This is a genomic window from Yoonia sp. (assembly GCF_046498525.1).
Classification (GTDB): domain Bacteria; phylum Pseudomonadota; class Alphaproteobacteria; order Rhodobacterales; family Rhodobacteraceae; genus Yoonia.
The window spans coordinates 1-13,596 of sequence record NZ_JAWOAN010000005.1 but is presented as its reverse complement, the minus strand read 5'-3'; the positions used below and the strand labels follow the sequence as shown (position 1 = coordinate 13,596).

General features: G+C 57.0%; 13 protein-coding genes, 1 tRNA gene and 1 rRNA gene. 6 read left to right on the top strand and 9 right to left on the bottom strand.

The window, feature by feature from the left end; all coding sequences use genetic code 11:
- The 3 genes from R6T97_RS00260 to msrP all read right to left on the bottom strand — a co-directional run.
- Positions 1-553: ribosomal RNA gene (locus R6T97_RS00260) — 16S ribosomal RNA — on the bottom strand; the annotation flags it as partial.
- A 787-nt stretch (positions 554-1,340) separates the two neighbouring features.
- Positions 1,341-1,958 (bottom strand): protein-methionine-sulfoxide reductase heme-binding subunit MsrQ, encoded by a 618-nt coding sequence (gene msrQ / locus R6T97_RS00255; RefSeq protein ID WP_410347307.1) that lies wholly within the window; start codon positions 1,956-1,958, stop codon positions 1,341-1,343.
- Position 1,959: 1 nt separating this feature from the next.
- Positions 1,960-2,859: a protein-methionine-sulfoxide reductase catalytic subunit MsrP gene (gene msrP, locus R6T97_RS00250; protein WP_410347306.1), complete on the bottom strand. Its 900-nt coding sequence runs from the start codon at positions 2,857-2,859 to the stop codon at positions 1,960-1,962.
- A gap of 283 nt (positions 2,860-3,142) precedes the next feature.
- On the opposite strand from msrP, the gene R6T97_RS00245 reads away from it, so the two are divergent.
- Complete coding sequence (locus R6T97_RS00245; RefSeq protein WP_410347305.1) at positions 3,143-3,619, top strand: fasciclin domain-containing protein; 477 nt, start codon at positions 3,143-3,145, stop codon at positions 3,617-3,619.
- A 54-nt stretch (positions 3,620-3,673) separates the two neighbouring features.
- Here R6T97_RS00245 and R6T97_RS00240 read toward each other — a convergent pair whose 3' ends face one another.
- Complete coding sequence (locus R6T97_RS00240) at positions 3,674-4,285, bottom strand: YitT family protein (protein WP_410347304.1); 612 nt, start codon at positions 4,283-4,285, stop codon at positions 3,674-3,676.
- A 107-nt stretch (positions 4,286-4,392) separates the two neighbouring features.
- Positions 4,393-7,011: an ATP-dependent chaperone ClpB gene (gene clpB / locus R6T97_RS00235; protein ID WP_410347303.1), complete on the bottom strand. Its 2,619-nt coding sequence runs from the start codon at positions 7,009-7,011 to the stop codon at positions 4,393-4,395.
- Between the two features lie 265 nt (positions 7,012-7,276).
- On the opposite strand from clpB, the gene pyrF reads away from it, so the two are divergent.
- A complete protein-coding gene (pyrF, locus tag R6T97_RS00230; RefSeq protein ID WP_410347302.1) occupies positions 7,277-7,993 on the top strand; it encodes an orotidine-5'-phosphate decarboxylase in 717 nt (238 codons plus the stop codon).
- A gap of 36 nt (positions 7,994-8,029) precedes the next feature.
- On the opposite strand, the gene R6T97_RS00225 is transcribed toward pyrF, so the two are convergent.
- Together R6T97_RS00225 and R6T97_RS00220 are read right to left on the bottom strand one after the other, a co-directional pair.
- Entirely contained in the window at positions 8,030-8,305 is a 276-nt protein-coding gene (locus tag R6T97_RS00225; RefSeq protein ID WP_410347301.1) for an NfeD family protein, read from the bottom strand.
- Positions 8,305-9,198 carry an SPFH domain-containing protein gene (locus tag R6T97_RS00220; protein WP_410347300.1) on the bottom strand — a complete coding sequence of 298 codons (894 nt, stop codon included), beginning with the start codon at positions 9,196-9,198 and terminating at the stop codon, positions 8,305-8,307. The genes R6T97_RS00225 and R6T97_RS00220 overlap by 1 nt, the downstream gene beginning before the upstream one ends.
- A 146-nt stretch (positions 9,199-9,344) precedes the next feature.
- Here R6T97_RS00220 and R6T97_RS00215 point away from each other — a divergent pair, with 146 nt between their 5' ends.
- Positions 9,345-10,598, top strand: coding sequence for a DNA polymerase IV (locus R6T97_RS00215; RefSeq protein WP_410347299.1), 1,254 nt, complete (start codon positions 9,345-9,347; stop codon positions 10,596-10,598).
- Positions 10,599-10,609: 11 nt separating this feature from the next.
- Here the strand turns inward: R6T97_RS00215 and R6T97_RS00210 are convergent, their stop codons facing one another.
- A complete protein-coding gene (locus tag R6T97_RS00210; RefSeq protein WP_410347298.1) occupies positions 10,610-11,473 on the bottom strand; it encodes an N-formylglutamate amidohydrolase in 864 nt (287 codons plus the stop codon).
- A gap of 153 nt (positions 11,474-11,626) precedes the next feature.
- On the opposite strand from R6T97_RS00210, the gene R6T97_RS00205 reads away from it, so the two are divergent.
- From R6T97_RS00205 to R6T97_RS00195, 3 genes are all read left to right on the top strand, one after another.
- Positions 11,627-11,701 (top strand) — tRNA-Val (locus tag R6T97_RS00205).
- Positions 11,702-11,777: 76 nt separating this feature from the next.
- Positions 11,778-11,903, top strand: coding sequence for a type B 50S ribosomal protein L36 (ykgO, locus tag R6T97_RS00200; RefSeq protein ID WP_010141322.1), 126 nt, complete (start codon positions 11,778-11,780; stop codon positions 11,901-11,903).
- Between the two features lie 191 nt (positions 11,904-12,094).
- The gene (locus R6T97_RS00195) at positions 12,095-13,297 is read left to right on the top strand and encodes an ABC transporter substrate-binding protein (protein WP_410347297.1); all 1,203 of its coding nucleotides are present in this window, start codon (positions 12,095-12,097) and stop codon (positions 13,295-13,297) included.
- A 68-nt stretch (positions 13,298-13,365) separates the two neighbouring features.
- Here R6T97_RS00195 and R6T97_RS00190 read toward each other — a convergent pair.
- The coding region (locus R6T97_RS00190) for a peptidoglycan-binding domain-containing protein (RefSeq protein WP_410347296.1) at positions 13,366-13,596 on the bottom strand (231 nt) is incomplete at its 5' end.

The following is a 13,596-nucleotide window of genomic DNA, read 5'->3' as shown; positions in this document are numbered from 1 at the left end:
ATTTCACCCCCAACTTTCTAATCCGCCTACGTACGCTTTACGCCCAGTAATTCCGAACAACGCTAACCCCCTCCGTATTACCGCGGCTGCTGGCACGGAGTTAGCCGGGGTTTCTTTACCAGGTACTGTCATTATCATCCCTGGCGAAAGAGCTTTACGACCCTAAGGCCTTCGTCACTCACGCGGCATGGCTAGATCAGGCTTGCGCCCATTGTCTAAGATTCCCCACTGCTGCCTCCCGTAGGAGTCTGGGCCGTGTCTCAGTCCCAGTGTTGCTGATCATCCTCTCAAACCAGCTATTGATCGTAGACTTGGTAGGCCATTACCCCACCAACTATCTAATCAAACGCGGGCCAATCCTTCTCCGATAAATCTTTCCCCCGAAGGGCGTATACGGTATTACTCTCAGTTTCCCGAGGCTATTCCGTAGAAAAGGGTATGTTCCCACGCGTTACTAACCCGTCCGCCGCTCACTCCGAAGAGTGCGCTCGACTTGCATGTGTTAGGCCTGCCGCCAGCGTTCGTTCTGAGCCAGGATCAAACTCTCAAGTTGAAAGCATCTTGCGATGCCGTCCTTGACGTTCGAACCTCTGCACATCACCACTTGGCCTTACTGAAACCAAATGGCGTTTTCTCTGTTTGTTGTGCTTCAGTAACCAAAGTTACCAGAAGCCGACAAACAGTGAAGCTGACACTCTATCATCGAACCGAAGTCCTAAGAGCGTTGATATACAGACGTCTGATCCATCGAACTGAACCAAACCGCCCACATATCTCTTCAGATATATCAATTTCAAACAGCGTCGAGACAAAAAGAAACAAGATGCGCCCTAAACTCGTGGCGCGCCCCGCCTGCAATATCTCTGTTTTTTCTCTCGCACCTCGTTGCCGCCTTCCGCGTTTCCGCTTCCGTCCGGCCCGTCTGGCGCCCCGTCGGTACTCGTTAGCCCCGCCGGTGAGGGGGGTTCTACGGTTAGTCGCCGATACCCGCAAGTGCTTTTTTCAAGAAACTTGCATTTTTTGTGACAAGCATAATTTATCTATTGTTTTTAGTATCTTGAAGTATTTTCATCGCATCGGCTATCGGCAAGGTCGCATTTTCCTTGGGCAGAATGAAAACAGAACACACCAGATTTTGGGTTATCCACAGAGTCTGCCACAAGTCTCTTGCAGACTCACACCCTCACGAACGGGAAAAACCACCTGAATCGGAGCGATTCACACTTTGTTAAGTAATTCACTCTTCACTGAACGGAGTGATTCATTGTGATTCACCTCCTCAAAACGCAAAGACCCGGCAGTTTTGCTGCCGGGTCGGTGAAACAATCAGGTGATTTGCCCTACGCGAGCTGCCTTTTACGGACCACGACAAGATAACGAGTCGCGATAAGCCCCAAAATCACTCCCAGATAGATGATGGGCTCCAGCTGGAAGCCCTTTACGAGCCACAGATAGTGGAGAGCCCCCAGAATCGCCGCCGGATACGTCAGCTTGTGCAGTTTACGCCACGCGCCAGCACCCATTTTGCGGACGGCCCGGTTGTTCGAGGTGATAGCCAGCGGGATCAGCATCAGAAACGATGCCATTCCGACCGTCACATAGGGGCGCTTTACGATCTCCTCCCAGACGCGGCTGATACTTTGGACATCCAGAATCGCAAAGACCAGAAAATGCGCCAGTACATAGAAGAATGTCGTCACCCCTATCGCCCGCCGGAACTTGATCAGGTTCACGCCTGTCCAGTTGCGCAGGGGCGTCACCGACAAACCGGCGACCATGAGTATAAGGGCGACTTCACCATACGCACGTTCCAGAACATTGATCGGCTCGACGAGATAAGGACCGATCTGGTTCAAGGCGCGCCAGAACTCCCAGACGGCGTAAATGGCGCCGATTATATATATCGTCCACGCTGGAAGCCGACGGAGCGCCCCGTTCAATGTCTGTGGGACCTCCATGCTAGATATCCACGCTGAGATCCTGGCCGGCATAAAGTGGGGCGACTTCGGGATAACCGTTGAACATCAAAGTGTCCTGACGGGATGCAAACAGCCCCCCACCGATGCGCCGTTCGGTTGCCTGACTCCAGCGCGGATGGTCCACGTTCGGGTTCACATTACTATAGAAGCCGTATTCGCGGGCGTTGGCCTTGTTCCAGCTTGTCGGTGGTTCGCGGTCTGTCAGCGTGATGCGTACAACGGATTTGATAGACTTGAAGCCGTATTTCCACGGCACAACCAAACGGATCGGCGCGCCGTTCTGGTTATAGAGCGGCTCGTCATAGATGCCGGTCGCCATGATCGTCAGCGGGTGCATCGCCTCATCCAGACGCAGCCCCTCGACATAAGGGAAGTCCAGTACGCGGCGCTGCACGCCGATCATGTTCTCCGGCTGCACGACCGTTTCGAACGCCACATAGCGGGCTCCGGACTGCACACCCACTTTATTGAGGATGTCAGCCAACTCGATCCCGTTCCAAGGAATGACCATCGACCACGCTTCGACACAGCGGAACCGGTAGATACGGTCCTCGACCGACAATCCGACAAGCAGATCTTCCAATCCATAGTCGCCGGGGCGGTCCACCATCCCGTCAACCTTGATCGACCAAGGCGAGGTGACCAGCTTGTGCGCGTTCTGCGCCGGATCATTCTTGCCGGTGCCGAACTCGTAGTAGTTATTGTAGCTGGTGATCTCTTCCAGCGTATTGGGTTCCATGTCGCCTTGCGCAGATGCCCCGCCCGCCAGACCGATTGCACCCAAGCCGACTGTGCCTGCCAATATCTGGCGGCGGTTCAGGTAAGTTGCCTTCGGCGTGATGTCAGCCGTGCCCAGTGTGTTCGTCCAGCGATATGCCATTTGGACCTCCGTTCTTTTGCGTGTCAGAGACCATATAGCGGAAAAAGCATGAAAGTTGTCTCACGTTGCCGCCAGATCACTGAAATGTTTGATGGAAAAGACGTGTTTTATTCACGAAGACTCACGCAGGTGTGACTGGAAATGCAAAATAGGACGGGCTTAGGCGAAATCGCATTTTCGTCAAGTCGCGTCGGCAGTTTCCCCCCATGATCCAAGGTGCATCCGCCTCGTATAAAGAGTGATGCCAACGAAATGGCATTCCTTGAAATTTGGGAGATACAATATGCTACGCAGAACTTTTATCGCACTGACAACAACAGCTGCCCTGACAACATCCGCTTTTGCAGCGGGTCATTCAAAGGACATCGTAGATACCGCTATCGAAGCAGGTAGCTTCACCACGCTCGTCGCCGCTGTCGAGGCCGCAGGCTTGGTCGAAACCCTGAAGGGTGACGGTCCATTCACTGTATTCGCACCGACAGACGAAGCATTCGCCGCTCTGCCAGAAGGCACAGTTGAAGCCCTTTTGGCCGACCCAGAAGCACTTGCTGCGATCCTGACCTACCACGTTGTACCGGGCAAAGTGATGTCCACTGATCTGTCCAACAACATGATGGCAACAACAGTGAACGGTGCCGACGTGACGATCACGACCGAAGGCGGCGTGATGGTTGATGGGGCAAACGTCGTGACGCCCGACATCGAAGCATCCAACGGCGTGATCCACGTGATTGATGCCGTGATCCTGCCAGCAAGCTAAGACCTTGCGAAAGGTTTGATGAGAAAGCCCCGGCCAACGCCGGGGCTTTTTTCGTCAGGTCGCCACATAGCGGTCGCGGCGGTGATTAATCGCGATGATCACATTGATCACCACCGCACCAAGCAGCGAGTAAAGCACCAGCACCGGATCAAAGAGGAAAAACGCGATCCCAAAGAGGCACAGGTCGAAGATCAGCTGCACCCACCCTGCGCGAAACCCGGTGGTGTCCTGTATAAGCAGCGCCACGACGCCCAGACCACCCAGCGATCCATTGTGCCGAAACAACACAAGAAGCGCGACACCCGTCAGTGCACCGAATGTGACAGCTCCCAAAAGAGGATCGAGATAGGTGAATACCATCCCGTGGGGGATGATCTCGGTAAGAAGTGACAACAGCGTCACCGATATCAGTGATTTGATCGTAAATGCACGGCCAAGGCGCCGCCACGCCAGTACATAGAATGGCAGGTTCACCAGAAAAAAGACCAGACCAAAGGAATACCCGCTGAGATACGATATGATCACGGCGATCCCCGCGGTCTGTCCCGTAATCAGGCCCATCGTGGTTAGCAGATGCAAACCGATACTGGCCAGAAAAACCCCAAGCGAGATGCCTTGTAGGTCGTCGAAGAGCGAATGTGCTGGTTGGGAGGCGTGTTCTGTCATGGCTCCGTTATAGGACAGCGCACCTGACCTACAAGAACAGATTGCACGACGGTGGCGCTTCACGCACCATGTCGCGAAAAGGGGCGCCCAAAGCGCCCCTGATCTGTTTAGTGAACCACCGCATCTTCTGGCGGCTGCCGGTTGCTGGATGACATACGATCACCCACCAAGAGGCCATCAACACCGGCACTCACGTTAACCGTGTCACCATCCATGACATCACCAGCCAGAATCATCTCGGCCAGCTGGTCTTGCAACGCCCGTTGTATCACCCGTTTGAGCGGGCGCGCACCGAACACTGGGTCATAGCCTTCGTCGGCCAGCCATTTCAGCGCGGCATCATCCAGTTCAATGTGGATATTGCGCCCCGCCAGCCGTCTTTCCAGCCGTCCAAGCTGGATCGTCACGATCCCGGCCATGTCCTCGCGGGCCAGACGGTCAAAGATGATCGTCTCGTCGAGGCGGTTCAGGAACTCTGGCCGGAAGTGTGCACGCACGGCATCCATCACATCCCGCTTGGCCTGTACCGGATCGGCCCCGTCAGGCAATTGGCTCAGCGCCTGCGCCCCAAGGTTGGATGTCAGCACGATCAATGTCTGCTTGAAGTCCACGGTGCGGCCATGACCATCTGTCAGAACACCATCATCCAGAACTTGCAGCAGTATGTTGAACACATCGGGGTGCGCCTTTTCGACTTCATCGAACAGTACGACCTGATAGGGCCTGCGCCGCACGGCCTCGGTCAAGACACCGCCTTCTTCATAGCCGACATAACCCGGAGGCGCGCCGATCAAACGGGCGACCGCGTGTTTCTCCATGAATTCCGACATATCGATGCGGACCATCGCGCTGTCATCGTCAAAGAGGTACTCGGCTACGGCCTTGGTCAGTTCGGTCTTACCGACACCGGTTGGCCCAAGGAACAGGAACGACCCAAGCGGGCGGTTCTCGTCGTTCAGCCCGGCGCGGGCACGGCGCACGGCATTGGCCACGGCACGCACAGCAGTCTTTTGACCGATGACGCGTTTGCCAAGTTCCTCCTCCATGCGCAGCAGTTTGTCACGTTCGCCTTCCAGCATCTTGGACGTGGGGATTCCGGTCCAACGCTCGACGACTTCGGCGATCTGCTCGGGCCGCACGGCCTCTTCGACCATCAGATCGTCGCCGTCGGCCTCTTCTACCTGCGCGACCAGACGCTCAAGTTGAGGGATCACGCCGTAGGACAACTCACCCGCTTTGGCGAGGTTGCCCTCACGCTTGGCGATATCCAGTTCGGCACGCGCGCGATCCAGCTTTTCCTTGGCGTTGCGCGTGCTTTCCAGCTTGTCGCGCTCGGTCTGCCATTTCGCGGTCATCTCGGATGCGCGGTCCTGTAGGTCGGCCAGTTCCTTTTCCAGCTTTTCCAGACGATCCTTGGAGGCCTTGTCGTCCTCTTTCTTCAATGCCTCGGATTCGATCTGCAATTGCAGGATCTGGCGGTCCAGCGCATCCAGTTCTTCAGGCTTGCTGTCCACTTCCATGCGCAGACGGCTTGCGGCCTCATCCATCAGGTCGATGGCCTTGTCGGGCAGAAACCGGTCCGTGATATAGCGGTGTGATAGTGTGGCCGCTGCTACCAGCGCACTGTCGGAAATACGGACACCGTGGTGCAACTCGTATTTCTCTTTGATGCCGCGCAGAATACTGATGGTATCGTTGACTGTAGGTTCCTCAACCATCAGGGGCTGGAACCTGCGGGCAAGGGCCGCGTCTTTTTCGACATACTTGCGGTATTCATCCAGTGTCGTCGCACCGACGCAGTGCAACTCGCCCCGCGCAAGCGCAGGCTTGATCAGGTTGGCCGCATCCATGGCGCCGTCCGATTTACCCGCACCGACAAGCGTGTGCATTTCGTCGATGAACAGGATGATCTCACCGGCAGCGGCTTCGATCTCTTTCAGAACCGCTTTCAGGCGCTCTTCAAACTCGCCACGGTATTTCGCACCGGCAATCAAGGCACCCATATCCAGCGCCATAAGTTTCTTGTTGCGCAGGCTTTCAGGCACGTCGCCATCGATGATGCGCAGTGCCAAGCCTTCGGCGATAGCGGTCTTGCCGACACCGGGTTCACCGATCAGAACGGGGTTGTTCTTGGTCCGGCGTGACAAGATCTGCATCGCGCGGCGTATTTCCTCATCACGGCCGATGATCGGGTCAATCTTGCCTTGCTCGGCAGCTTCGGTCAGGTCACGGGCATATTTCGCCAGCGCCTCAAAGCTGTCCTCGGCGGTGGCACTGTCAGCAGTCCTGCCCTTGCGAATGTCGTTGATGGCTTCGTTCAGGCTTTGGGCCGTTACATTGCCCGCGTCCAAAGCCTCTTTCGCCTTGGATTTCACCAACGCTAAAGCGGTCAGCAGACGCTCAACAGGAACAAAGCTGTCACCGGCTTTCTTGGCGACTTTCTCGGCCTCGTCGATCACCTTGGCGGTTACGTTGTCCAGATATGCCTGCGCGCCCTCGCCTGTGACCTGCGGGATTTTGGCAAGGCTGGCATTGACGGACGTCATGACTGACTGGGGATTGCCACCGGCACGCGTGATCAGATTGGAGGCGAGGCCTTCCTCATCATCCATCAGTGCCTTGAGCAGATGTTCGGGCGCAAGCCGTTGGTGGTTCTCGCGCATTGCGATCGTCTGTGCGGCCTGTACGAAGCCGCGCGACCGCTCAGTGAACTTTTCTAAGTTCATGAGTCTCTCCTTTGTTAAGCGCCCGTGATTTCAGATGCCCGACTTGGCGGCACATCCCTGATTGGGCCTCTCTTTGTAAATGGGATGCCCGGACGGATCGTGCAAGTCCAAGGCGTCGATTGTGCGAACAAGAGGCGCAGGACGAAAGCTAGTCTGCAAAATCTCTATCATCTTGATGCACATCAATTCTGCCGGACATTGCATGTGTTGCACCGCGAACGCCCAATCGCTAGACCGCTTGGAAGCCAATAAAGGAGCTAGCCGCATGTTTGATGACCGTTTGATCGTAGCGATGGACGTGCCCAACGTCCTTGACGGGCTGGAACTGGCCAAGACACTCGGCGACAGCGTGAATTTCTACAAGATCGGCCTTGGCATGTTGACGGGCGGCGGATTGGCCTTGGCCAATGAACTCAAGCAGGAACACGGCAAGCGCATTTTCCTTGATATGAAATTCTTTGACATCGGCGCAACGGTCGAAGCTGCGGTGCGTGGCGTGGCGCAATTTGATCTGGATTTCCTGACCGTGCATGGCGACCCCCATGTGGTGCGCGCCGCACGCGAAGGAGCCGCCGGTTCGGATATGAAAATCCTTGCCGTGACGATCCTGACCTCGCTGGATCGCGATGATCTGGATGCGTCCTGCATCAAGGCGGGTGATATCGCCGATCTGGTGCGGGAACGCGCAGGTATCGCATTAACCAACGGTGCCGACGGAGTCATCGCATCGCCGCAAGAGGCCGCGTTGATCCGCGCGATGCCCGAGGCCGCAGGCAAGCTGATCGTCACCCCCGGCGTGCGCCCTGCCGGTGCGGCGCTGGGTGATCAAAAGCGGGTCACGACTCCCGCACAAGCGGTTGCCAACGGGGCGGACCATGTCGTTGTGGGTCGTCCGATCTGGCAGGCCGCGAACCCGAAAGCCGCGGCACAAAGCATTCTGGCCGAACTGGCATCGCCACAAGCAAAAGCCCCCAACCTGTAAGGTCGGGGGCTTGCGTTTGACAGGGCCACGACTGCGCTAGTTGTCGTTGACGTCGGTATCCCAGATTTTAACCTGACCCTCTTTCAGGGCAAAGAATTTGCGCATCACAATATAGGAAACCAACGACAAGACCGAAAAGATGACAAGCGTCAGCGCGAGGCCCGACGCTGAGATGCCGAACAGGATCAGCAGCCCCATCATTGCCGCACCTATTGCGAAGCCCAGAAAGATATAGCCGGGGATCAACACTTCCAGCGTTGCGAGGATCAGCGCCCCCGACATCCAGACCCACCATTCCGTCCAAAGCGCCATTATCCACGTCCCTTCAGCATCTGGAACGCATTGGCAAAGGCGTCAAGCGCATTGGCGGGCAAGATAACCGTCTGGTTTCCCGTACCATCGCCCAGCTTTTGCAAGGCTTCGACCTGCTTGAGCGCGACTTGATACTGCGCTGCCTCAAGCCCGTTTTCGGCAATCGCCACGGCCACCACCTGTGTCGCATAGGCTTCGGCATCCGCCAGAACCCGGCGCGCCTTTGCGTCCTGTTCGGCGGCGTAAAGTTCCGCATCCGACTGCAGCTCCACCGCGCGCTTCTTTCCTTCGGCTTCTGTCACCTGCGCGCGCCGCGCGCGTTCCGCGTTAAGCTGTTGCAGCATCGCTTCGCGTGTCGCCTGATCAAGGTTGACGTCAAGGATTTCCGCTCGGGTTACTTCAATCCCCCAATCGTCGACCTGTTGAGCCACTTGGGTACGGACGGCCTCTATCAGGCTGGAACGGTTCGCCTGCACCTGATCCAATTCCATGCGCCCGATCTCGGAGCGCACGATACCGGCCACAGTCGTTGAGATCGCGCCATCGACATCGCGGATACGATAGACTGTCTTTTCAGGCTCTATGATGCGGTAGAAAACAGATGTTTCAACCTGCACCAGCACGTTGTCCGACGTAATGGCGTCTTGATTCATGGACGGCAATTGACGCTCGAGGATCGACACCTTGTGCCGCACCCTGTCGAGAAAAGGCACGATGAAGTTGATGCCTGGCCCGAGGACAGACCGTAAACGCCCCAGTCGTTCCACCACGAATTTCTCGGATTGCGGCACGATCCGCACACCGGCCATGATGCTGACGATGATGAACACCGCCAGCAGCATCCAGAGCACATTCTGGCCCAGAAATTCGGAAAATAGGTTTTCGATAGGCATATATCTGTCCCTTATAGTTATTAGGGACAGCTAAGCGCGATTTGGGCCGATTTCAATTTATGCCGATGTATGTTGCGCGGATTCTGCCAGGAAATCCCGAACTGTGGCGCATTGTCTCCACAGCTTTCACTTCATAGACTAAACCCATGCCAGCCATATGCCGCGATTGCCTGACCACATTCGACAGCGAAACCCGCTGTCCGCAATGCCGCAGCCCAAGGGTGACGCGGCATCCGGAGTTGTTCGACCTGACCATCGCCCATATGGATTGCGATGCGTTCTATGCGTCCGTGGAGAAGCGAGACAATCCCGCGTTGGCCGACAAACCCGTGATCATCGGCGGCGGACACCGTGGCGTCGTTTCAACGGCCTGTTACGTTGCCCGCATCAAAGGCGTGAAATCTGCGATGCCGATGTTTCAGGCACTCAAACTCTGCCCCGAGGCGGTGGTCGTCCGCCCCAACTTTGACGCCTATGTCGAAGCGTCCAGAGCCATCCGCGAAATGATGGACGAGCTGACACCAGTGGTCGAACCATTGTCACTGGACGAAGCTTTCATGGATCTGACCGGAACTGCGCGGCTCCACCACGCCCCGCCTGCGGTCATGCTGGCCCGACTGGTCAAGCGGATGAAGGATGAGCTGGGGCTGACCGGATCGATTGGTCTGAGCCACAACAAGTTTCTGGCAAAAGTGGCCTCTGATCTCGATAAACCGCGGGGCTTTTCGATCATTGGCAAGGCGGAAACCACTGCATTCCTGCGCCCCAAATCCGTACGCCTGATCTGGGGCATAGGGCCTGCCGCACAGTCCAGCCTGAACAACGCGGGCATTCGCACCTTCGATGACCTGCTGCGCTGGGACCGGCGTGACCTGCACGACAGGTTCGGCAGCATGGGCGAGCGGCTTTACAGCCTCGCGCGCGGCGAGGACGGGCGGCGGATTTCGTCGCATAGTCCGGTCAAGACGCTCTCGAACGAGACAACGTTCAATGAAGACACGGGCGATGTGGATATTCTTGACGGGCATCTGTGGCGCATGGCCGAAAAGGTCAGCGCACGCGCAAAGGCCAAGGATAAGGCCGGGCGGGTGGTCACGCTTAAGTTGAAGACATCAGATTTCAAACTGATTTCAAAACGGCAAAGCCTGCATCACCCCACCCAGATCGCCGATACCGTCTACCGGACAGCGCGAGGGCTGTTCGATCAGGTCGGCAATCGCGGCCCGTTCCGCCTGCTGGGTGTTGGCCTGTCCGAAATCACCTCGGCGGCGGATGCAGATCGGATGGGTGATCTGCTGGATCCGGGCGCGAAGAAACGCGCGATGGCGGAAAAGGCCGCCGACCTGATCCGCGCAAAATTCGGCAAAGACGCCATCATCAAAGGGCGCGCGTTGCGCTAGGGACCCTCGGTCTATTCAGCGGCAACCTTGTAATCGGCAGTGCGACCGATCTCGGTTAACTCGGCAATCACGCCGGTCAGAAGGGTACGAAATGCCTCAAAGCTTCCATTCGGCTCCAATGTCCGCTCATTCATATAGAGCGCACGATCGATTTCGACTTGAATGGCATGTTGCTGGCGCGAGGGACGGCCATAGTGTTGCGTGATGAACGCACCGGCAAAGGGCATATTGCGGGCCACCCGCAAACCCGCGCTGGCAAAGGCCGCTTCGATCCGCTCCACGATCGATCCTGCAGCAGTGGCCCCGAACCGATCGCCCAACACGACATCAGGTCGCGCACTTCCCGGAGGGCCCACATTTTCAAGCGCCTCGTGGGGCATCGAATGACAGTCAATCAGAATCGCCTCGCCGCAAGCATTGTGGCTTTCATCCAGTAGTGTTTGCAATTGATCGTGATAGGGCCGCCAATATTGCGCAATCCGCTGGTGCGCTTCGACCAGCGTCAGTTTTCCGCTATAGATATGCTGTCCGTTTGCAACAACGCGGGGAATCACCCCGAGGCCGCTTGCCACGCGTGGATTCTGGCCGCTGCGGCGGACACCTTCGATCAGGGCAGAGTCCAACTCATCGGCCCCTCTGTTAAGGTCAACGTAGGCGCGCGGCGCATTGGCAGTCAGCAACGGGGCACCGTGTGACGGCGCGGCATGAAACAGTTGATCGACAAAAGCATCCTCGGAGGATCGAATCTCGCTCGCGTTCAGGACCGCTCGGCGCAAGAAGGACGCAGGATAATCGCGCCCGCTGTGCGGAGAGGCAAAGACCACGCTTGTTGTGCGTGTCTCGGGCCGGACAAGACTGTAGGCGGTTTTGAGCACTTTTTTGTCCCTTCTTCCCCCCTAGATAGCGCATTTTGGGAAAATACCAAAAGCCCTTGATCCCTCTGTCGACTCCTTTTATAGACCGCACGACCGACGCGGATTGCCCGCGTCCTATTTCGTTATGGGACGTTTGCGAAATGCAGAGGACATGGATGATTAGCTCAGCGGTAGAGCACTTCGTTGACATCGAAGGGGTCACTGGTTCGATCCCAGTATCGTCCACCACGAATTCACCGGGTTTCGGCCCGTAACAGCAACCCAAGGCGCAATCCGCGCGCCGCGACAGACAGGAAACGAACCCATGAAGGTACGTAATTCCCTCCGCTCGCTCAAGCAGCGCCACCGCGATTGCCGCGTCGTGCGCCGTAAGGGCCGCGTCTATGTGATTAACAAGACGCAACGCCGGTTCAAGGCCCGTCAGGGCTAAACCTGCGACAGCAGAATTTCAAAAGGGTCGTACCGCTGGTGCGGCCCTTTTTGTTTTCACGCGCCCATTTCTGCAAAGATTGTCGCGCTCGGATTTCCCGCACCAAAGACGATCAACCCTAGCAATTCCGGTTCATGTCACGCTACGCTTACCCCAGAATATTTTGTAGAAATGACAAAGGACAGTGCCCCATGGGACCCCTGAACTTCAAAACAACCGCGATTGCGGCACTCTTGCTGGGCAGTGCATCACCCGCCCTTGCGCAAGATCTTTGCAGTGGTTTTGGAAGCAACGGGCAGTGGATCGGGGGTGACCAGGCCAGTTCGGATATCTCGACTGCAGATAGTTTTCGCGAACAGATGGCACTGGTTCTGGGGGGCAATGACTATGTTTCCCTGTTCACATTAAGCGCCCCAACCGATGTCCGCGTCGAGGCGGCAGGGCGTGGTTCCGGCGATCCGATGATTGATCTACTGGACAGCACCGGCGGGATTATTCTGTCTGACGACGATTCCGGTGGAAATGCAGCATCACGCGCGGAAACCTCGCTTGAACCGGGCACATACTGCATGTCGACGCGCAGCTATGATGGTGGCCCGATGACCGCCTTTGTCCGCATCGGACGTCAGGATCAGGAACCGCTGACCGATGGGGTCAGTACGGCCGTCAGCTCCGGCGGTGCATCTACAGGCAGTTGTGAAACCGCTGTGCCTTTTGGCGCTTTGGGCACCAGCGTTTCGGCATCGGCGAACGAAACCCCATATTGGAGCTTTGAGCTTGATGGCCAAACGCCCGTTACAATCATCGCAGAAAACGAAAGCGCTGATCCGGTCGTCACGCTTTACGGACCGGATGAAATCTACATCGACGAAAACGACGACTATGATGGCCTGAATTCACGCCTTGATCTGACGGATAGTCTAGCCGCTGGCACCTATTGCCTCGCTGTCAGCGCACTGAGCGATGACGGCGTCCCCATCACGATCAGCATCGGCGCATATGATCCCGCCGCAGCCCTGCTGACCCTTTACGCACGAGGAGAGGCAGCGCCACCCTTGGACGGCAGCATCCCCGTAACCGATCTGGGTGTTCTCACCTCGCGCATCCGTCAGGATGTATCAGCGACAGAGGATGTCACCTGGTTCAGTATCGACTTTGATGATGCAGGTCTTCTGGTTGTCGAGGCGATTGCAAATGGCAATAGCGATCCATGGTTGGTGGTCTATGACGATCTGGGGCGGCAAGTCGGCTTGAACGACGATTATGGCGATGGGCTCGATAGTCTGGTTGCCGCACGCTTGCAGGCCGGAACATACATCATCGGCGTGCGCCAATATGACGGCGGCCAAGGATTTGTCCGCTTGCTTGCGGAAAGATACGTACGCGCCGAGTAGGCGGTGCGCTGCATGAAAAAAGGGCGCTCCGGCAACGGGGCGCCCTTTTCCTTTTGGGGCAGCGGACTCTAGCGTCCGATGGTATCCGCTAGAAGCCGCGCAAGGGTCGCCTGATCCAGATAGCCGGTCGCGGTCAGGTTACCTTGCCGCTGATAACGACTGATCGCGCGGCGTGTGTCGCCGTCAAATTGCCCGTCCACCCGCCCGGGGTTGAACCCCAGTTGTTGCAGGCGGCTCTCGATCAAACGTCGCAAGATCGGATTGATGTTCAACGCCTCTTCGCGCGCGCGCGCTTCCTC

Coding starts and splice junctions, on each gene's coding strand:
- msrQ (WP_410347307.1), bottom strand. CDS start 1,958: ATGGAGGTCCCACAGACATTGAACGGGGCGCTCCGTCGGCTTCCAGCG.
- msrP (WP_410347306.1), bottom strand. CDS start 2,859: ATGGCATATCGCTGGACGAACACACTGGGCACGGCTGACATCACGCCG.
- R6T97_RS00245 (WP_410347305.1), top strand. CDS start 3,143: ATGCTACGCAGAACTTTTATCGCACTGACAACAACAGCTGCCCTGACA.
- R6T97_RS00240 (WP_410347304.1), bottom strand. CDS start 4,285: ATGACAGAACACGCCTCCCAACCAGCACATTCGCTCTTCGACGACCTA.
- clpB (WP_410347303.1), bottom strand. CDS start 7,011: ATGAACTTAGAAAAGTTCACTGAGCGGTCGCGCGGCTTCGTACAGGCC.
- pyrF (WP_410347302.1), top strand. CDS start 7,277: ATGTTTGATGACCGTTTGATCGTAGCGATGGACGTGCCCAACGTCCTT.
- R6T97_RS00225 (WP_410347301.1), bottom strand. CDS start 8,305: ATGGCGCTTTGGACGGAATGGTGGGTCTGGATGTCGGGGGCGCTGATC.
- R6T97_RS00220 (WP_410347300.1), bottom strand. CDS start 9,198: ATGCCTATCGAAAACCTATTTTCCGAATTTCTGGGCCAGAATGTGCTC.
- R6T97_RS00215 (WP_410347299.1), top strand. CDS start 9,345: ATGCCAGCCATATGCCGCGATTGCCTGACCACATTCGACAGCGAAACC.
- ykgO (WP_010141322.1), top strand. CDS start 11,778: ATGAAGGTACGTAATTCCCTCCGCTCGCTCAAGCAGCGCCACCGCGAT.
- R6T97_RS00195 (WP_410347297.1), top strand. CDS start 12,095: ATGGGACCCCTGAACTTCAAAACAACCGCGATTGCGGCACTCTTGCTG.